A 19,351-nucleotide genomic window follows, 5' to 3' on the forward strand; every position below is an offset into this window, starting at 1 on the left:
GCCAAACAGCTCATCTCCCAGGGCAAAGAGCCGGTGCAGCTTCAGGAGCTTTTCCGCCGCATCGTTTTTAATTTCTTTCCGGAATTCCTGTAGTTGTCCACCGTTTTGGAGTCGACACCGAGAAAGCCGGCGAGTTCATCTTTACGGAAGCCGGAATGCTGGAGCAAAGCAGTAAAATACTTAGCCTCCAAACCCTCTGCGGCCTTACTGACCAGGGCAAGGTTTTCTTCTATCACCAGTAATTTTTTTTTGGCTATGCTCATACAAAATGTCCTGCCTGCTTGTTAAGCATACGTATTTTTCCTTAAACAAAACGTAAATTTCCTCTAAAACTATTTTCCCCTGTGCAGCACTCTTCTAATGCTCCAAAGGACCTCCTTTTCTCCCCTGAGGAAAGGGACCCGATTGGAAATGCGCCCCCTGCAGAAACGAAGGCCTGTAAGTAGAGAAAGGGCAAAAAAATGGAAGTGGTCTCTTCTGAATGGCTGTTGCTTTCATCTTCAGGAAAGTGGTTTTAGCAGATATAATCCACCTCCCGGCAAAGTGGTGGGAAAAACCCGGACAGACAGCCGGTAACCCGGTGCTGTTTAGAAGCTGTCCTTTCCAACAGGGGCATTCCTATGACCTGAGAAAAATATCCGTTTATCTAAACCTCCACAAGGATATAACGACCCGGCTAAAAAGAGAAACAAGTACCGCTGTAAAATCCGTCCTCCCTCCTCTTATGTTATCTGTCTTTTTTGAATAAAAGATTACACAATTAGCATTTAATGAAACTAATCCTATGGAATACTGATTTTTAGGATTTCCCCTCTCCATCGACGGTTAGCTTGGCAAAATTGCAGGGGAAGGGCTCCGTTTTCTCCTGCTGCTGGTACTAAAAGAGCATGAAACTTTTTGTTACTTAATCTCCAACTTTTAACCATCAGCAAAACATTACTCCTGCTTTTCCCGGGACATCCTTTCCCAGCGTTTCCCCGGCTTCCTTTATTAAATTGTTTAGAGATATAATTAGTAACATTGCATAGAAGTTAAACAAAAAAAATAAATCTATGCCTTTCTGTAAATTGGCTTGGCTCATTGACGATGACCAAACCGCCAACTTTTATAGTGAATTTATCCTCAAAACAAATGACTTTGCCGCTGAAGCCAGGTCTTTTACAAATCCTCAGGAGGCTTTAGCAGAACTTGAGGCTTCTGTTGCTTCAGGCACCTTCCCAGAGTTTATTTTTTTAGATTTAAATATGCCCATTCTGGATGGGTGGAAGTTTCTGGAAGTATTCCGCCAGCTACCCCAGTCAGTAAAAGACAAGTGCACATTATACATTCTTTCCTCTTCAGTAGATGAGGATGATATTAACTTGTCCAAGCTATATGAAGAGGTACGGGACTTCTTATCGAAACCCCTCAAAAAGCGGGATCTGGAAAATATCAAATTTCAATCCCGACGATAAGGATTAAAACCAAAGGACCTTTTAAGGTAGTCCATTCATGAGAGACGGGGCGGCGAACACATCTTCATTCCTTCTCCTGTACTGTAGAGATATTATCGTTTAAAAAGGAAATTTTAATTAAACTAAAGGCCGCTATCCGGCCATAAATAAGCCTAAGGTTAAGAGTCGTAATGGTCATCTACAATAAAAAGGAACTGGATACAGGAGTACAGTGAAAAGGCTTTTGAAGCCGGCTCAGATAAGGTGGTTGTGCCCGTGCGGGTTAATAATTCCGCAGGCGAAAAACCGGGAACCGGAATGGAGAAAATGGTAAAGTTACATGGATAAGGACACCCCTGGCCGGGAGAACTACAAAAGTGAAAAAGGGACTATGAGCCGGAAGAAAGAAAGGCAGGTTTTATGGTATCTCCTCCCGGCTTTTGTTCCTCATGCTAAAAAATTCAGCGCTGAAACCGGGAAGAATTAAGCTTCTAAGCTGGCGGTTTACTTCTTTTGCTTTAGCCCTTTGAGGAAAAGTACAGCAGCCTTCCATGGATAAAACACTGAAAGCGTGATTTTTACACGTTTTCTCTTACTTTTACTCCGGGTTCTATCCCACATTAGTGATATAATATTAGCTTTACATACTCAAAAGGAAGAAGTAACCGACAATTATAGATGAGATGGAGTTGAGTAAAAATATTAGGGCCTGGGAAAAGATAGTCAATAGTTCTCCTGATATCATTAATACTATTGATAAAGAAGGCATTACAAAAAATACCAATGGAGCCTGTAAAAACATCTTAGGATATGAAGATGAAGAAATCATCGGGTACTCTGTCAGTAGTTTTATCCACCCTGAGGACTTAATTCCATCCCTTGAGATCTTGCATCATGTCATCAATGGTGAAAGGGTAAGAAACTTTAAAAACCGTTGCTTCCATAAAAATGGACAGGAAGTAACTATCGAATGGTCGGTGGTCTGGTCTGAAGAAGATCAGGTTTTTCTGTGTGTAGGCCGTGACATTACCCAGCAGGAACTTGCTCAGCAAAAGTTACAGGAAAAGGATGAATTTTACCAAACGCTGGCAGAGCATGGCTCGGATTTGCTTATTGTGTTTGACGATAAGCTGAATTATAAATATTGCGGTAGTTCCATTTCAAAAGAATTAGGATATGAGCCAGAGCAGCTGATTGGTAAAAATGCTTTTCATTATATCCATCCGGAGGATAGCCTGCTCATAAAGGAGTCCTTATCTGAAATTTTAGATTCAGGCGACTCTTTAAAGGTTTCTGAGTTCCGCTTCAAGGATGCGAATGGAGACTGGCGGTGGCTGGAGTTAACTGCCAGCAACCAGTTGCATAACCCTGCGATAAATGGGCTCGTAGTGAACTCTCGTGACATAACAGAAAGAATTCACCATAAATTAAAACTACAGGAAAGCACAGAAAGATTTAAATCCCTTTTTGACAACAATCTGGATATGGTCTTTCTGCAGAACAAAGAAGGGGTAGTGCTCGATGTAAATATTGCTGCTCTTTCATTTTTAGGTGTTCAAAGGGAGGATTTAGTGGGAAGGCCGCTGTATGAACTGCTATCTGAAGAGGTAATTATGGATTTTGGAAAAGGTCTTCAGACTGCTTTGAACGGCGAGTCTGTACACTTTGAAAGTGCTGTACCCTTTGAAGAAAAGAAAAATTACATCTTTGATATTGCCACCATTCCAGTAGTGGTGAATGGCGACATCATTGGTGTCTATTGCGTATTTCGGGATATTACTGAGCTGGTTAGCTCCCATCGGATAAACCAGCAGCAGACTGAAAAACTCCATATTATCCTGGAAAGTATAACGGATGCTTTCTTTGCCCTGGACCGGAACTGGAACTTTACCTACGTCAATAGCGAGTTTGAAAAACTGATTGGTGAGGATAGGGAAAAGCTGTTAGGGGAGAATGTCTGTGACTTTTCTCAGGAAATCTTAAACGGAGAGTTTTTCAGGAAGTACAGTTTTGCAGTTAAAGAGGAAGAGGTTACTTACTATGAAACATATTATGAACCGCTTGATAAATGGCTGGCATTAAAATCTTACCCTTCAGAAGAAGGTTTATCTGTTTTCATCACTGATGTTACGGAAAAAGTGAAAGCCAAGAAGGAGTTGGAAAAGCTTTCGCTTGTGGCCAGCAAAACCACCAATGGGGTTATCATTATGGATGCTGAGGGGAAGACGGAATGGGTAAATGACGGTTTTTCCAAACTCACTGGTCATACCCTTTCTGATATGGTGGGAAAACGACCAGATACGGTTCTTCGTGGCGCAGAAACAGACAGGGCTTTATCCGATAGAATAGGTAAAAGTTTAGAGCGTAAAAAAAGCCATACAGAGGAAGCATTAGTATACAAAAAGTCCGGAGGGAAGGTGTGGCTTAACTTAAATATAACCCCTGTTTTAGATGAAAAGGGTAGTATCACAAGGTTCGTTACTATACAGACGGACATTACCGAAAGGAAAGCAGCAGAGGAAAATCAGAATAAGTTAACAAAGGATTTATATCGTCAGAACAGCGACCTGCAACAGTTTACCTATATCGTTTCTCATAACCTGCGGGCTCCGGTCGCCAACGCAATGGGACTGGTAGATTTGATTACGGAAGTTGATCCGGATTCTGAAAATTTCCCTGTTTTTATTGACTACCTTAAATCCAGCGTCTATAAAATGGACACTGTGTTGAAAGACCTCAATACCATTCTTTCGATAAGGGATAAAAAAGGCACCGTACATAAGGAAAAGGTTCAACTCCTCGGCATATGCCAGCAGGCCATAGAAGAGCTACAGGAGCCTTTAAAATCCTGTGGCGGAGAGGTTTTGATGAATATTGAAGAAAGCATTTGCGTGAATGGAAATAAAGCCTACCTTTACAGTGTATTCTACAACCTCTTATCTAACGCCATCAAATATCGTTCTCCTGAACGTCCCCTGAAAGTGGACATCAAATGCTTTGGCAGCAAGGAAAGAGGCACCATTCTATCATTTACAGATAACGGCTCTGGGTTCGACAGGAAGACTGCTGGAAAAGATGTATTCAAGCTGTATAAGAGATTTCACACCCACTCTGAAGGAAGAGGTATCGGTCTGTTCCTGGTCAGGACCCACCTTGAAGCAATGGGTGGCCATATAGAAGTTAGTAGCCAGCTTAATGTAGGCACAAGGTTCTTGATTTATTTGAGATAAATATATGAAAGTAGTCATCATTGATGATGAACAAGTAAGTCTCTTTCTTATTCAGCAAAGGTTAATACATGATGGAGTAGCAACAGAAAAGAATGTCCTTAGCTTTCAGTCTGCTAAAGAAGCTTTAACTTCTTTAGTGCAACATGATAAAGACTTCCCAGATATTATTCTCTTAGATTTAAACATGCCTGAAATGGATGGGTGGAAGTTCTTAAAGGAACTTGCAGCCTACGAACCAAAGATTACGGGGCAATGTAGAATCTTCATTTTAACTACCTCTCTTGATGTGTTAGACGAAGATAGAGCGAAGGGTCATTCTATGGTCGCTGGTTTCTTTCACAAACCTCTCAGTAGTGAGGATATAAAGAAAATAGTATCTACGAAACCCTAAACCCGGTTTAAGGGAAGATGGGGGCAAGATTCTTTGGTTTAACCATAAATACTAAGGCTGGAGCATGGAAAATAAGTTTGGCATCCGGATAATCCCTAATAATGAGAAGGAAAGGCTGGCAAAGCTGGAAAGCTATAACAACCTGGATAGGGTTCAGGAAGGAGGACCATTTACCCATATAGCAGCTATGGCTTCTCAGGTATTTAAGGTGCCCATCGCACTGGTATCGTTTGTAGGGAAGGAACGCGTGCTATTTAAGGGAAATGTAGGCATGGAAGGTACTGATGGAGCAGGTAGAGGCGAAAGCTTATGCTCGGTGGCTATTTTACAAGATGAAGTTACGGTTTTTAAAAATGCCAGTGAAGAGGCATGCTTACTCGCTCATCCATTAGTTACAGGAAGCTTCGGGTTTAAGTTCTATGCTGGCGCTCCATTAATAACATCGGATGGTTTTAATATAGGGACGGTGTGCATCATTGATAGGAAGCCAAGAGAATTTTCCGAAGATGACCGGTACCTCCTGGAGAGCTTAGCCACTATTGTAATGGATGAACTGGAAGAAAGCAGATACCCGAAAAGCCTCGCATTGTAAAGGGGTTGGTTCGATGACTCTAAAAAACTAAACAGTCAACGTCGAATTTTCATTTACCAAGTTTGCCGGTCACTGTCCGGGTAAGTGCGCCGTCAGACTCCTGTACTTACCATTCCGCACCACCACATAGCGCCCGAGACTGGCGAAGCCATCTGTTCCCCAGGCGGCCCATTCCACATATCCGGAAAAAGCAGCAACTGAATATTCGCGCGTACCCGGTAAACCAGACAGCACAATTCCTTTACATCCGTTCCCGAGAGTAATTACTGTTTTTACGGGTTTAAGTTCACTATACTGCTTCATCTTCTCTTCCACCAGCGCATCCATCTCTTGCGGTTCCGCCTTATAAACCAGGCCAATATGTGCCACAGGCTCCTCTGTATGCCCGCTTGCTTCCTGCTCTTGCGTTTCCTGGTTTCGGTAAAGCAGAAAGCCATATTTCTGCTCGAACAGTACCGGATCCTTTTTTACCTGCCAGTCATCCCGTAGGGGCAGCGATACACCTGTTACGGCATCGCTGAGTGAAGAAAAAGCCTGCTCCTGTTCTGCTTTAGGCAAGCCCGGATCAGGCTCATCCGCCTTTTCGCAGGAGATGAGTACAGAGGCTGCGGCCAGAAGTGCGGTAAAGAAATAGTTAATTTTTTCACTGTAGAATGGGTTAAAGTTGAAAAATATAAAAAGCCCTGAGGTCAGGATTTCAGCATGACGACCTCCTTTTAGAAAAAGAAAAGAATACATCAGAAATAAAATAAAGCGAAAAAGGAAGCCCACTGTAAAAAGGCTCCTGTAGCAGCTGGTGCTAAAAAATAACCGGAAGTTTTTTTGTAGTACTTATCTTCTATAGGAGAGACTCTGTTGCAGATAGCAGATACTTAATTCTTCATTCTGCTTTCAAATAATCATCCTCCTTTTTCATCAGTAATCCCATAATCCGGAGCTGGCCTCCCAAAGAGCCCAACTGAATCTTAAAGGGAGTTCTTCAAAAGCCTCTCTTCCTTAGAAGCTCCTTTCTGGTGACAAACAGCAAAACAGGAACAAAAAAAGTATTTTAAAAGGAAGAAATACCCGAACATAAGCAGAAGAGGAAGCCTTTGTAAACAAGAGCAAATCCTGAGCAATACATAAACTATTTATTCCCTCTGATTATGCTCGCCGCGCTCTTCCAGCCAAAAGTGACCAGCAGGCCAACTTTGTAAGATTAGTAATCAGATTATAGTAGCAGACCCTCTGCCAAAGGATTAGTTTTAGATTTTCCCTCTAAATCAATAGAATAAAGTGTTTAAAAAGTTTGATATTCCGCATTTAGCAGATTATAAAAATGGAAAGCAGACTTATTGCAAAACAAACTATGCATTCAAAAAAAAATATGTTTTGCTACGGCCGCTCCGTAATAACTATTTTTGAGGATGTACCATCGCTTTTGCTATCCCCTTAATTGTTTCTATCCCTTCTGTTATGTTTGCAGAAAGTTTTAAAAATTCTGTTTTAGCCGAAGGCCCAAACCTATGAAAAAGATATTCCTGCTTGTAATGCTGCTTTTCCCTGTCATAATAAAAGCCCAGCAGCTCAGTTCCCAATGGGAAATGAACCTACGGGACGAGCTGGTTCAGTTTAAGGCCTGTCAGAAGGAGGTCAACAACGGAATCAATCCCTGCAATGAGTATATAGGTCAGGCGGTAAAGGCGGTTTACCAGCTCAATGACTTTTATGCTGCCGGAAAGGGAAGATATATGCTGGTCAGTGAAATCTCTCACTTCCTGGAAGAAAGTGATCAATGGGTCTTTCTGGGCCACGCCTATGAGGAGGAGGCTTTAAACAAGGCACAGCTTTATGCCAATGAAAACAAAGCGGCAGTAGCGGTATACCTGAACGAGGAAGGAATCGGGCTGGTCTCCATCATTTTACCCGGAGAAATGAAAAATTCAGGCACCTGGGGACTTCCTGTGCCGAATTCCGCCGCTTTCTTTGTCTATGACCCTGCCAGGTCCTATATTGGAAAAAGCCTTTCTTATGCGTTTGAGCGGAGATTACTAAAAGAAGTCAGGCTCTACGGCAGACAATATTAAACTTTAAAAGGAAGTTACGCTCCCATCCCCTGATAAGGATTTCCCCTTCCTCTGCGCCAGAGGAATCCAAATACATAAAATCCGCTGATATACTGGCTACCAGGTCCCGATTTTAGCCTAGCCGCTGAAAGAAACTACGGCGGCTTCTTATTTTAAGTGGGTATTCTATTATGGGACAACCATCTTTTAAAGAAGGCGGCATCATGTTTAAACGGTTACCAAAGTTTCAAATCCGGTAAAAGGGACAAAGGCAGCAGCTTAAAACACCCCCCTTCTGCACTGGCTGTTACATAATGTACATCCTAAATCTGTAACATTGTTTATTATTTAAGCCCTTCTGCTTCAGACACAGAAGGGCTTCAAAATCCCTGCTTCAGTTTCCTGCTCTGTCCAGTTCCTCGAGCTCATGCTGGAGTTCAGGAGCCTTAAAGTCTATTCCCTTCCGGAAATTATAGCGCAGACTGATACTAAATTTTCTGCTAAAGAAATACTGGTCGAACAAGTTCAGGCTTTCCCCTATGCTAGCCCCTCCTTTAATTAAACGACTGCGAAACAAATCCCCTGCACCCAAGTTGATTTCCAGCTTGTCCTCCAGAAGGCTTTTCTTCAGGCCAGCATTTATCCAGCCGTAAGGCTCCACCCGCTCAACGCCCCAGATGGAGGGCCCACGGTAAGCCGCACTAATCTCCATTCTGAGTGCAAAAGGCAGGAGAATGGTGTGGGTGGACTGAAAATAGTAAAAAGTTTCCTGATTGATCATTTCCTCCTTCGGCAAAGGGGTACGATACTCCTGATAAGCCGCCACGGCTGTATTCTGGCTGTCCCAGAAGCTAAATAGTTTTACCGGAACCACTGCCGTTGCACTTAAATAATGGGCTTCTTCTACATTATAATCCATAAAGGTGGTTGTTTGTGCTGCAGCATCCATAAAAGGGAGCTCTGTCAGAAAATCATGGGAGAGCTGATAACCCACAACCAGCCTATATACCTCCTTGAAAGTTTGAGTGACCCCGAAGGAATGAGTGTACTGAGGCCGCAGGTAAGGATTTCCCTGGGACCAGGTGAAAGGATCCAGATAAAAAATAAAAGGGTTCAACTGCTCATAATCCGGCCGCTGAATTCGGCGACTGTAGTGATAGTTCAGCTGATATTGCTTATTTACCTTATGTTCAATAAAAAGGCTGGGAAAGAGCTGCAGGAAATCCTTTTTTGTCCGCTGGCCAGTTGTTTTGGAAACACCAAATGAATGAGTGTCCTCTGCCCGCACCCCTGCCTGCACAGAAAGCCTTGACCCAAGTGGACCGCTCAGGTTCAGGTAAGCAGCATAAATATTCTCCTTATAAATAAAATGGTTTGAACGCCGCGGATCGGGAACCGCCAGCCCTTCTTCATGGATATAAAAGCGAAGGTCATTGTCGGAAATGACGCGGCTGGCTTTCAGGCCAGTTTCTACTTTTAACCCTCTGGAAAATGGTCGTATAAAGTCAAGTTTTGCTGCATAAATGTCATACCCATTAGGATTATCACTCAGTAGGAGTTCACTCCCCTCTTCAGCTGGAGGCAGCAGCTCTCTGTAGAAGCTGTGAAAATATCCACTCTCCCTGTTTAGAATATTAACATAGCTCATTCCCAGGTGAATAGCAGTGCCCAGGCTGTCGAACTCCCCGCTGTAGTAGAGGTGGGTATTGTAGTTGGAAAACCGGCCTGCTGTCAGGTTATCAGCTTCAATAAAAACAACAGGTGTCCCGGAGACTGGCCCAATATAGGTTTCGGTGAGGAAAGCGGCTGTATCCTGCTGTCTGACAATGTTTGCTACCAGCCCCAGCTGATGCCCTTCCCTGATTCGGTAGTCACCGCCTACGCGCAGTGAGGGAGTGCGGCTGATTTTATCTTCTCTTATCTGCTGCTCCAGAAAGGTCTTCTCCTGCTCTTCTACGAAGAGCCGCGAAAAGACGCCTTTTCGTAGCGAGGGCCGTTGTGCCATGTCAAGGTGGACAAACAGATTCAAGGGACCGGTCCTGTAAAAAACATTACCACCTCCGGCAAACGTATGCAGCTGGTTATAGGCATAAGTGGTATAGAGGCTTCCATTTACTCCTTGCCCTTTATGCTCTTTCAGCTGAATGTTCAGAATACCTGAGGCTCCTTCAGCATCAAAGCGGGCCGAAGGGTGCGTGATAATTTCGATGCTCTTGATATTTTCCGCAGGCATTCCTTCCAGCATGCTCTTCAGGTCAGCAGCCGACAGATAAGTCAGCCGCCCATCAAGCATAATAGTTACCCCTGCTTTTCCGTTCAGCTGAATACGTCCATCCTGGTCAATAAAAACCCCGGGAGCATCCGCCAATACATCAAAAGCCGTACTACCTGCAGCCAAAGCAGTTCCTTCTACACTTACCACCATCCGGTCTGCTTGCTGTATTATGGTAGGCCTCAGTGCCTCTACAGTTACCTCTTTTAGTTTAGCGGTTTTTTCCTCCATCCTGATGGAACCAAAGTCCTGTTGAAATGAGGGGCCGCTTACAATAAAGGAATCCGAAAACAGCTCCTGATAGCCAATAGCACTGAAACGTAGCACATAGCTTCCTTCCTCTGGTGCAGGTAGCAAAAAAGTACCCGACTCAGTGGTAACGGTTCCGCCAGCCAGGGAAGAATCAGGAAGGGCTAGCAGCGCCACATTGATGTAGGGCAAGTCCTGTCCGGCAGCATCTACCACTCGCCCCTGTAGAGCTTGCTGAGCAGAAACTGTTATGGTTCCAAGCAGACAGGTGCAAATAATAAGCAGTAACGCCTTCATATGGATTTTCTTTAGAAATTAAACAGTATTGAAAGTGGTAGGAAATAGTCCCACCATTCAGCGTTTGGAAGCACTCCCATCAGGCTGTTGCAGGGCTGCCACCAGTTCTTTTGCCAGGGCCTCCACTGACTGTGCATTCTGCCCCGTAAGCAACCGCTGGTCCAGTTCTATATGGGAGGACCAGTTAGGAGCGACAGTAAACTCTCCTCCTTTTTCTTCCAGTGCTGTTTGCAGCAGAAAAGGCATCTCTTCTGCCAGTCCTATTTCTGTTTCCTCGGCATTGGTAAAGCCGGTAAGCTTTTTACCCTTTACCAAAGGGGTACCATTGGAAAGCCGGATGTTTACAAGGCCAACAGAACCATGGCAGATGGCTGCTACGATTCCCTCTTTTTCATAAATGCTAGCCGCCAGATTTGCCAGTGCACTGTTCTCAGGAAAGTCCCACATGGTGCCGTGGCCTCCGGCAAAGTAAATGGCCTGGTAGTCGTCCGGATTTACCTGCACTGGCAGGAGCGTTTGCTGCAGGCGTGACCATGCTTCTTCGTTTTCCACGAACCATGCAATAACAGGGTCATTAAGGTCCTGGCCATACAGGTGGGTGAACTTACCCTTAGGGCTGACAAAATCAACCGCATAACCAGCCTCATCCAGGGCTTTATACACATAGGCCACTTCTTTTAAATTCAAGCCCGCTTTACGGCCTGTATCGCCTAAATCGGCATGGCTGGTAATGGCAATCAATACTCTGCCGGCGGAAGGACTGCGCGCAAAGGTTTTATCGACGATGAGCCACTGCCCATTAATCTTTAACAAGCTCATATAATCATGGAAGCGGAGGTTTGGGTAGGTCAAAAGAACAGTGGCCTGGGCAGCATCCTCAAAGCGGCGGATGTCGATAATTTCTCCCCGGCAGTTTAGTTTTTCACCAGGTGTTAAACGTTGCAGGTATTCCTCCAGGCTCCATTCTCCCAGGGCCTTAGAACCAGGGTCGACGAACTTTAAGGCAGCGCCGGGGTGAAAGGCTTTCCGCAGCCTTTCCAGGTCTCCTCCGTTTCTTCCTTCGATATAGTTCGTAACAGTTTCCCGAATCTGCGCTTCATCGCTGAGCTGCTGGGCAAGGCCTCTGCCCTGACTGAAGAGCAGAAGTACCAGGGCAATGAGTAAAGAATAAGGTGTTTTCATGGCTTTCATTTTTTTAAGAAAGCTAATAAGCGATACCTGGTCTAAAAATAAAATTCAACCGATAGCACTATCTTTTCAACCAATGGCTGTTTCCTCCCTCCCCGGAAGTGAGAAATACCTTAAATTGTAGCAGAAACCAGGAAGAAAACTCCATGAAAAAACAGCTCCTTTTGCTGCAGTTTATTGGCTGGGCCGTGGCCTTTGCACTTTTTTACGTTTATCTGGCTGCCCGTCTGCAGGGTGGGCCTTATGTGCTGGCCATCAGCCTGAGCTCTTTTGCTTCCTTTATGCTCATCATTTACGGCTATGCTACTTTCCTTTACCCCCGCTATTACCCTCGTTTATCAGCAATGACCTTTGTCGCCACCGTATCCCTGTTTTTTATACTGGTGGTACTGGCTAGATTGGGGGTGGAGTGGTTGATTATCGGCCCCATGGGTAGTAGCTCTACCATTTTCAACCTTGGCAGAACCCATCTGCTCTACGACATTCTAAGCTGTTTCTTTGCCCTGGTAATAGGGATACTACTGGTTTCGGTAAGAGAAAATGTAGCACGCCAAAAGCGGGAGGCGGAGCTCAGGCGCCGGCAGGCCGAAGCGGAGCTTAACCTGCTCAAAGCGCAGCTGCAGCCCCATTTCCTGTTCAACTCCCTGAACAATCTTTACTATGATGTGTATAAAAGTCTGCCCGATGTGGCCCGGCGAATAGCCATGCTCTCCGACATTATGCGGTATTTTATGGAGCAGAGCCCCAGGGAAAAAGTCGCACTCAGTACAGAGCTTGAGTTTATCCGGAACTACATAGCTCTTGAGCGCGTGCGCCTGCCGCATCCGGTTTCTATTCAGTGGGAACAGGAGGTGGATGAGGGTATAATGGTGCCGCCCATGCTGCTGATGCCGCTGGTGGAAAACCTCTTTAAACATGGCATCGATAAGGGCAAGGAAGAGCAGCAGGCAAGTCTTTCGCTGCAGCAGCAGGAAAAGCAGTTGATCTTTACCCTAATTAATGCTTTGCCAGGCCAGTCACAAGGGCAGGAACGGAAAGGTCTTGGTCTGGTAAACCTGAGGGAGCGGCTACAGCTTCTTTACGGTAACCGATTCAGCCTCAGGACGAGTACCACCAAAGAAAACTTCTTCACTCAGCTCATTATTCCCCTGATATGAAAATCCGCTGCATCATTGTAGAAGACGAGCCAAAGGCTCTGAGCCTGCTCCGGGAATATGTAGCACAGCTTCCCTGGCTGGAGCTGGTGCAGGCTACTGCCAACCCTATAGAGGCGCTCAATATGGCAGCTAAGGAGAGGGTGGATTTGATGCTCCTGGATATCAACCTGCCTGGCTTCAGCGGGCCAACTAGGCTGTGTCTGATGAATACTTTTTAAAGAAGAATTTCATAATTGCCAGCTGTATAAGAGCATGTTTAAAAATTTTCTTAGGCAGCAGGGTCTAATCTGTTAAGAATAAGCTGGCAATTCTGCCACAGGACCCAAGCTTCCGAACTTTCTGTGGTTTTTTCGTGGTCTTTGTCCAATCTTCGGAAGAAGCTCAGGCTCCCGAAGGTTCTTTCGCTGACCCATCTCCACTTTACAGGCACAAAACCATCAGTACCTGGAGGCTTAGAAGATAGCTCTAGTTCTACTCCTAAAAGGTTCTCACTGACCCAGTTGATAAACCTCTTTTTGTAAGCCTCATCAGCTAGAATCTTTTCCATCCTATGCATATACCCTTGCAGTGGTGCTACTACTTTTTCAGCCATTACTCCATCATGTTGATTGGCTGCATGTACGATCACAGCCCATACTAAACCAAGGGTGTCTGTAATGATATGACGCTTCCTGCCATTGATCTTTTTATTGCCATCTATCCCTTTTGCTTCCTTCACAAATGGAGCGGCTTTGATAGACTGAGAATCAATGCAGAACATAGATGGAGTTGCTTTTTTGCCTATTCTTTCACGTTCCAGACGATTCAGTGCAAAGTTGAGGTTCTCTAAAGTGTCATCTTTTTTCCACTTCCTGAAATAGTAGTAAAAACTTTCCCATTTAGGAAAACATTCTGGCAAGTTTCTCCATTGACTACCTATACGAAGATACCATAAAATCCCATCTACGATAGAGCGTAGGGAATATTGACGTTTGCGTTTTATAGGAAGATAGCTTTTTATAGTTTCCCATTGCGGGTCAGTAAGTCTCTTGTATTGAGATTGCATAAGTAAATGAGTTTGGTTTCTTTTTTTCTTACGCAACTGGCCCGCTTTCCTTTACCCTACCTAAAATTTAAACATGCTCTAATAGCCATAAAGCTGGAAGCGGTTTTATCATATCTTGTAGCTAAACGGCGATATTCTTTCAGCCACCCGATAGCCTGTTCAATTTTACCTCTTTCTTTGTAGACCTGCTTATCAAAGCGAGGGTGGGGTCCTTTTTTCCTGCGCTTTGTTCCAGGTCTTAATGCCTTTTCCGGTATCATTGCCCGAATGCCACGACGGCGCAATTCTTTTCGAATCTTTCCGGCGTCATAGCCCTTATCAGCAGTGATTTCATCAGGCTTATTGCGTGGCCTTCCTTTGGCTTGCCTGAAAGATACCTTCTTTACAACCTCTTCAAAGAAAGCAGAATCATGCGCTGCTCCTGAGCTTAAAGCCACTGCCAATGGGTTATGGTTCCTGTCGGTGACCAGGTGTATTTTTGTTAAAGATCCACCTCTACTGCGCCCTAAGGCATGGTCTGCAGGTTCTTCCTGCTCTTGCTCTGCTCCCCTTTTTTACCTGCCCCGGCAGCAGATTTATGAGCCCGGATAACAGTTGAATCCACTGCCCGGAGTTGCCAATCAATATAGCCATCCTTATCCAACTCAAGATGAAGTCGTTCTACTATCCTATCAAACATCCCATTTTTCTTGTAGCGCCTAAAGCGGTCGTACACCGTTCGGCCGCCGCCTTTAGCTTTGAGGTGTAGGACAAAATTAAGAAAGGCATTATCTTTAAAATACCGGCTTAGGTGAACTATGGCCGCCGCTGGATAAGATCCAACCCGCGATTTAGTACCTAAGCCGGTTGATAAGGACAAGCTTCAAATAGAAATTCAGGTTTAAGGCCTATTAGTAAGGTTTTGAAAGTGTCCCTGTCGCTTTTGTTTTATCCTTAAAAGTAAAGCTATGAAATTTTCTTTTTTTATTGGAGTAGACATTAGTAAAAAAACATTAGACTTTGCTGCCAGAGATTTGAATCAACTGCTTTTTCATTTAAAGGTCGAGAATTCTGCTAGTGGTCTTAAAGAGTTTAAAGCTGAATGTAGAACAAGAGAAATTGATCTTCAGCAAAGCTTGATTTGCTGTGAACATACTGGCATCTATAGTCAGTGTTTACTCTCCCTTATTAGTAAAGAAGCTGGTGCTATATGGTTAGAATCCTCCTTAAGGATCAAACGCTCCATTGGCCTGCAGAGAGGCAAAAATGATAAAGTAGATGCTATTAGAATCAGCGAGTATGCACTTCGCTTTGTAGATAAAGCCCTGCTTTGGCAGCCAGAGCGGGAGGTGCTTCTGGAGCTAAGGCAGCTGGTATCGTTGAGAAAAAGGCTGCTAAAGGCTAAAAATGCTCTAAAAGTACCCTTAGGAGAAATAGAGGGTTTTCAAAATAAAAAGCTGGTTAAGGAACTTGAGAGACTTAACAAAAAGCCCGTTGAAGAGCTTAAAAAGCAGATTAGTGAGATAGAAAAGAAGATCAGAGGTTTGATAAAACAAGATGAGACGCTGAGCCAACTCTTTACCCTGGTCACTTCTGTAGACGGTGTAGGTGAGGTTATTTTTTGGGAAATAATAACCACTACTAATGAATTCAAGCTATTTAGCTGCCCCAGAAAGTTTGCCTGTTACGCAGGAGTCTCGCCCTTTGAACATTCTTCAGGAACAAGCATCAGGGGTAAAACCAGGGTCAGCCAATTTGCCAATAAGAAAATGAAAAAACTATTCCATATGGGGGCTATGGCTGCCATATGCAAAGAGGGTGAACTGGCAGATTATTACTACCGAAAAGTAGCAGAGGGGAAAAGTAAAATGGCTGTGCTCAATGCGGTACGGAATAAAATTATCCACCGAATATTTGCCTGTGTCAGAGAAAATAGAAAATATGAAAAAAACTATATCAATGCCCTTGCTTGAACCATAGAAATCGCGGTTCCAGTTCCCATACCGCTCTGGAAGGTCTCTCCATGGTGCCCCGGAATTCAGTATCCAAAACATCCCATTCATAACTGTTCGATGGTCCTTCCACTGACCTCCTCTACTACCTTCCTCCTTGGGAAATAAATCAGATATCTTCTCCCACTGTTCATCTGTTATTTCATAGCGTCGCATATTATAAAGTATACCCTGAAACTGCTATTTTTGATTCACCAGACACGGCCTAAGCGAAAAATGAAAATCCTGAAGGTTTTTAACATCCTTCAGGACTTAGAGGGCTTTACTTGAGTGGCTGCAAGCTAGGTTAAAAAGTTCTTTGATGTCCCTTAAAAAATTGTTAAACGAGTGAGATTGGTCATACGGACGCATCAAGCTAAAGTTTTATTTTAGATGTTTTTTTTCTGTGTTCCATATCTCTACACCAGGCTGTCTTACAGATTATTAAAGTTGTTTACTGGCATCCGCCTAATTTTTCCTAGGAACGTATTTCTATCATCATAGTAGCCTTTACTTCCTAATATCCTTACCGTTAGTAAGTTTCATCTACCTGTATTCTGCCCCTTCTTCTTAAAACCTACAGGAGTCATTTCTGATGTGGTTGTGAAAATATTTCCACAATTAGCTTCCATTTGATTATTTATTTGTTCTTTTTATTACAGGCATTATACCGACCAAAGGAGTCCTCTGGTTCTTGGTGCCTCCAATATAACATTAGGTATTAGATTTAAATAGGGTTGTATTTCAGTTTTTTACAAAAACAATAGATTGAATTCAGGTCGGTTTTACTTTTTAATATTAGGCTATTATTTATTACATAAGCTACCAATAAGTAATAAAAACCCTCCTTTAATCTCTTCGTACATGCACCGGTAAACAATAACTTTTCATAACCTACCAGATCTATTTCATGAAGTTCATTTCAAATTTAGGAAGGCAGTCGGTGCTGGACGAAGAGGTAAAAAGCGCCATTACTTTTTCTAACTGGATTGCTCTGCTGATTGTAGGGGCCTCTTTAGGTTGCACCCTTCTTAGCTACAACTTATCTTCTGAGCTGGTGCTGCTCAGCTGGATCTTTACCTTTATCAATGCTTCCTGCCTGCTGTTGAATGGCGGAGGTTACTTTTTCAGCTCCCGCTATATTCTCAGCATTGCACCCAGTCTGTACCTGGCCCTGCTGCATATCTCCATCAAATTACCAGACCAGAAAATGATGGTGGCGGTGCTGCTTATACAAACTGGTATGCTCACCGTTCCATGGATGATGTTCCGCTTCCACGAAAAAGGAGGACTAATTGCGGTTAACCTGATGAATGTGGCGCTCATTCTAGCCAGCATTTACCTGCCGGGCCTGAATACCTCAGGTATGGACAATAGCATTTACCATTTGGGCATCGGTATGGACTTCGGACTGCTCATCTCTGTCTTCGGCACCATTAGCATTACGGCCCTTGCCAGAGGAATGCAGCAGCGTACCCAGCAAAAGAACCGCCAGCTCCTCCTGCAAATGGAAGAGAAAAACCAGAAGATGGAAGAAGATCGCCAGAAGATGAAGGAGTACATCCGGCAGGTCGAAGAAGCACAGGAACAGGAAAGAAAGCGTCGCTGGATTAGTCAGAGCCTCCAGGAGCTGGGCGACGTGGTTCGCTACCAGAAAGACGAGCAGGAAATATTCGACCAGCTCATCAGCAAGATCGTCAAAAGCCTTGGAGCCAATCAGGGTTCCTTTTACCAGGTGGAGGAGCGGGAAGAACAAAAGTACATTGAGCTGAAGGCCTGCTATGCTTACAACCGCAAAAAATTTGTGTCGCAGAGCCTTGAGCCGGGGGAAGGGCTCATTGGCCAGTGCTATTTCGAAAGAGAAGCCATTTACCTGACCGATATTCCGCAGGGGTATACCTACATCACTTCCGGTTTGGGAGAAGCTACGCCTAACTCCCTGATTATCGTTCCGCTGCTATTTAATGATAAGGTAGAGGGGATTATTGAGGTGGCATCTTTCAAACTGCTGGAAGAGCACCAGCAGGAATACCTGGAGGGCGTAGCGAGCCTGTTGGGCAACTTCATTTATAATGAACGTCTTCTGAAAAGGCAGCTGAACCAGTTCGAAAAGGTTGCTTCACGCTCTTTCCCTGAGCCCCGGCAGCTCTCCGCCAGGAAAAATCGAGTAGCTGTGCCGGCATAAACGGAGCTGACTGCGGCTGCCTCTATTTTCCATCAATGTTTAAAATTAAGCTTTCACGATACTGATTAAATTATGCGTGCATCTTTACCAGAAATCACCACCCTATCAAAAGAAGAAGTTTTCATCCTGCTCGATCAGTTGCTCCTGAAGGGAGGGCCTGAACCGGAAGAATATAAAGAGTTAAACCATGTGCTGGATCATCTGCCTGCTCTCCTGAAGGCGAAAGAAATTGAAGAATCTGAGCTGCGGGAGATGATTGAAAAATGTTCCTTTCTGAAGTCCACAGACTCCATCATGGGCCACATCAGGCAGAAGCCATTTGGTTATGCCGGTGACTATGCGATTATCGACCGTATTTACCTCAAAGAGGTTTCAGAAGAGTTCAGGAAGTGGGATGATTTCTCGGTCAACCACCTTGCTGCCGAAGCAGTTCGTAACCGAAAAGGCTTTTTCCTGAAGCTGATGCAGGCGAAGCTGAGCCGTACTGAAGCCCCGCTTCGCCTGCTGAATGTGGCCAGTGGCCCTGCCCGTGACCTCTGCCAGCTGTACAGCCACATAAAGGCAGAAAGTTTGCAGGCGACCTGCGTTGAGTATGACAAAAGAGCCATTACCCATGCACAGCAGGTGTGTGACCATTACCTGAAGCATATCTCCTTTATCAATGAAAACATTTTCCGCTTCGATACCGAAGAGCAGTATGAGGTGGTGTGGTCTGCAGGCTTGTTTGATTATTTCGACAATAAAACCTTTGTGAGGGTCCTTCGAAAGCTTATTAAATGGACTGCTCCGGGCGGTGAGGTCATTGTTGGTAATTTTTCTGATGATAACCCCAGTCGTGCTTATATGGAAATATTTGGTGACTGGCACCTGCAGCACAGAAGTCCCGGAGAGCTAAAACTCCTGGCTTTGGAAGCCGGTGCCCTTCCTGCTCAGATCACGGTCGATACAGAGCCTTTAGGTATTAACCTGTTCCTCCGGATAAGAAAGCCCTAAGTTATAGTATGCAAAAAGAAAGCCTGGTGGAGAACTATGCTCCGCCAGGTTTTTTATGCCTTCAATCCCGGCCTCTCAGGGACAAATTGCGGGAGCCAAGGTCCCACATTCTTTTCACGCTGCTGATGAAATTCCTCCCAAAGAAAAGGCCTTTTTAGGAAAGAAAATTTCCTGAGTAGACGAGCATATTTTCGTAGATTCTTTTTTATTTAGCTTTTCGTTAAATAAATTGTCATTCAGTTTTAAGCCTTCCTCTGACCAACCATTTTACCCGGAAATCCGTATTGGAAAAACAACAGAAAAA

16 protein-coding genes and 2 pseudogenes are annotated in these 19,351 nt (G+C 44.3%); 10 read left to right on the top strand and 8 right to left on the bottom strand.

The annotated features are described in order from the left end of the window. Positions 1–41 precede the first annotated feature (41 nt). The gene (locus tag F752_RS26550; protein WP_017729695.1) at positions 42–263 is read right to left on the bottom strand and encodes an antitoxin Xre-like helix-turn-helix domain-containing protein; all 222 of its coding nucleotides are present in this window, start codon (positions 261–263) and stop codon (positions 42–44) included. 789 nt (positions 264–1,052) lie between these two features. Here F752_RS26550 and F752_RS0100170 point away from each other — a divergent pair. The 4 genes from F752_RS0100170 (at position 1,053) to F752_RS0100190 (ending at position 5,646) form a co-directional block, all read left to right on the top strand. Next, entirely contained in the window at positions 1,053–1,454 is a 402-nt protein-coding gene (locus F752_RS0100170) for a response regulator (protein WP_017729697.1), read from the top strand. A 662-nt stretch (positions 1,455–2,116) separates the two neighbouring features. After that, positions 2,117–4,663, top strand: coding sequence for a PAS domain-containing sensor histidine kinase (locus tag F752_RS0100180; RefSeq protein ID WP_017729699.1), 2,547 nt, complete (start codon positions 2,117–2,119; stop codon positions 4,661–4,663). Between the two features lie 4 nt (positions 4,664–4,667). Further along, positions 4,668–5,054, top strand: coding sequence for a response regulator (locus tag F752_RS0100185; protein ID WP_017729700.1), 387 nt, complete (start codon positions 4,668–4,670; stop codon positions 5,052–5,054). Between the two features lie 64 nt (positions 5,055–5,118). Continuing rightward, a complete protein-coding gene (locus F752_RS0100190; protein WP_017729701.1) occupies positions 5,119–5,646 on the top strand; it encodes a GAF domain-containing protein in 528 nt (175 codons plus the stop codon). Between the two features lie 69 nt (positions 5,647–5,715). Here F752_RS0100190 and F752_RS0100195 read toward each other — a convergent pair whose 3' ends face one another. Next, positions 5,716–6,384 (bottom strand): hypothetical protein, encoded by a 669-nt coding sequence (locus F752_RS0100195; protein ID WP_152424973.1) that lies wholly within the window; start codon positions 6,382–6,384, stop codon positions 5,716–5,718. A gap of 767 nt (positions 6,385–7,151) precedes the next feature. Here F752_RS0100195 and F752_RS0100200 point away from each other — a divergent pair. Next, positions 7,152–7,712 (top strand): hypothetical protein, encoded by a 561-nt coding sequence (locus F752_RS0100200; RefSeq protein WP_017729703.1) that lies wholly within the window; start codon positions 7,152–7,154, stop codon positions 7,710–7,712. Positions 7,713–8,085: 373 nt separating this feature from the next. Here the strand turns inward: F752_RS0100200 and F752_RS0100205 are convergent, their stop codons facing one another. Next, the gene (locus F752_RS0100205; protein ID WP_017729704.1) at positions 8,086–10,509 is read right to left on the bottom strand and encodes an outer membrane beta-barrel family protein; all 2,424 of its coding nucleotides are present in this window, start codon (positions 10,507–10,509) and stop codon (positions 8,086–8,088) included. A gap of 57 nt (positions 10,510–10,566) precedes the next feature. Then, positions 10,567–11,691: a nuclear transport factor 2 family protein gene (locus F752_RS25075; protein WP_160164061.1), complete on the bottom strand. Its 1,125-nt coding sequence runs from the start codon at positions 11,689–11,691 to the stop codon at positions 10,567–10,569. 152 nt (positions 11,692–11,843) lie between these two features. Here F752_RS25075 and F752_RS25080 point away from each other — a divergent pair, with 152 nt between their 5' ends. After that, positions 11,844–12,854, top strand: coding sequence for a sensor histidine kinase (locus F752_RS25080; RefSeq protein ID WP_017729706.1), 1,011 nt, complete (start codon positions 11,844–11,846; stop codon positions 12,852–12,854). After that, complete coding sequence (locus F752_RS0100220) at positions 12,851–13,072, top strand: LytR/AlgR family response regulator transcription factor (protein WP_017729707.1); 222 nt, start codon at positions 12,851–12,853, stop codon at positions 13,070–13,072. The genes F752_RS25080 and F752_RS0100220 overlap by 4 nt, the downstream gene beginning before the upstream one ends. A gap of 50 nt (positions 13,073–13,122) precedes the next feature. Here F752_RS0100220 and F752_RS0100225 read toward each other — a convergent pair whose 3' ends face one another. The 3 genes and pseudogenes from F752_RS0100225 to F752_RS25085 all read right to left on the bottom strand — a co-directional run bounded on the left by F752_RS0100225 (position 13,123) and on the right by F752_RS25085 (position 14,758). Beyond that, positions 13,123–13,899 (bottom strand): IS5 family transposase, encoded by a 777-nt coding sequence (locus tag F752_RS0100225; protein WP_017729708.1) that lies wholly within the window; start codon positions 13,897–13,899, stop codon positions 13,123–13,125. A 56-nt stretch (positions 13,900–13,955) separates the two neighbouring features. After that, positions 13,956–14,393, bottom strand: a pseudogene (locus F752_RS0100230) (IS5 family transposase); the annotation flags it as partial. An 11-nt stretch (positions 14,394–14,404) separates the two neighbouring features. Next, positions 14,405–14,758, bottom strand: coding sequence for a hypothetical protein (locus F752_RS25085; RefSeq protein WP_017729710.1), 354 nt, complete (start codon positions 14,756–14,758; stop codon positions 14,405–14,407). An 88-nt stretch (positions 14,759–14,846) separates the two neighbouring features. Between F752_RS25085 and F752_RS0100240 the strand changes: the two genes are divergently transcribed. Then, positions 14,847–15,851, top strand: a complete 1,005-nt coding sequence (locus F752_RS0100240; protein WP_017729711.1) for an IS110 family RNA-guided transposase — start codon at positions 14,847–14,849, stop codon at positions 15,849–15,851. Between the two features lie 27 nt (positions 15,852–15,878). Here F752_RS0100240 and F752_RS26935 read toward each other — a convergent pair. Then, a pseudogene (locus tag F752_RS26935) lies at positions 15,879–16,046 on the bottom strand (transposase); the annotation flags it as partial. A gap of 733 nt (positions 16,047–16,779) precedes the next feature. On the opposite strand from F752_RS26935, the gene F752_RS0100245 reads away from it, so the two are divergent. Both F752_RS0100245 and F752_RS0100250 read left to right on the top strand, forming a co-directional pair. Then, a complete protein-coding gene (locus F752_RS0100245; protein ID WP_017729712.1) occupies positions 16,780–18,054 on the top strand; it encodes a GAF domain-containing protein in 1,275 nt (424 codons plus the stop codon). A gap of 72 nt (positions 18,055–18,126) precedes the next feature. After that, complete coding sequence (locus tag F752_RS0100250) at positions 18,127–19,047, top strand: class I SAM-dependent methyltransferase (RefSeq protein WP_017729713.1); 921 nt, start codon at positions 18,127–18,129, stop codon at positions 19,045–19,047. The last annotated feature ends 304 nt before the right edge of the window (positions 19,048–19,351 follow it).

This window comes from Nafulsella turpanensis ZLM-10, assembly GCF_000346615.1.
In the GTDB taxonomy this organism is placed as follows: domain Bacteria; phylum Bacteroidota; class Bacteroidia; order Cytophagales; family Cyclobacteriaceae; genus Nafulsella; species Nafulsella turpanensis.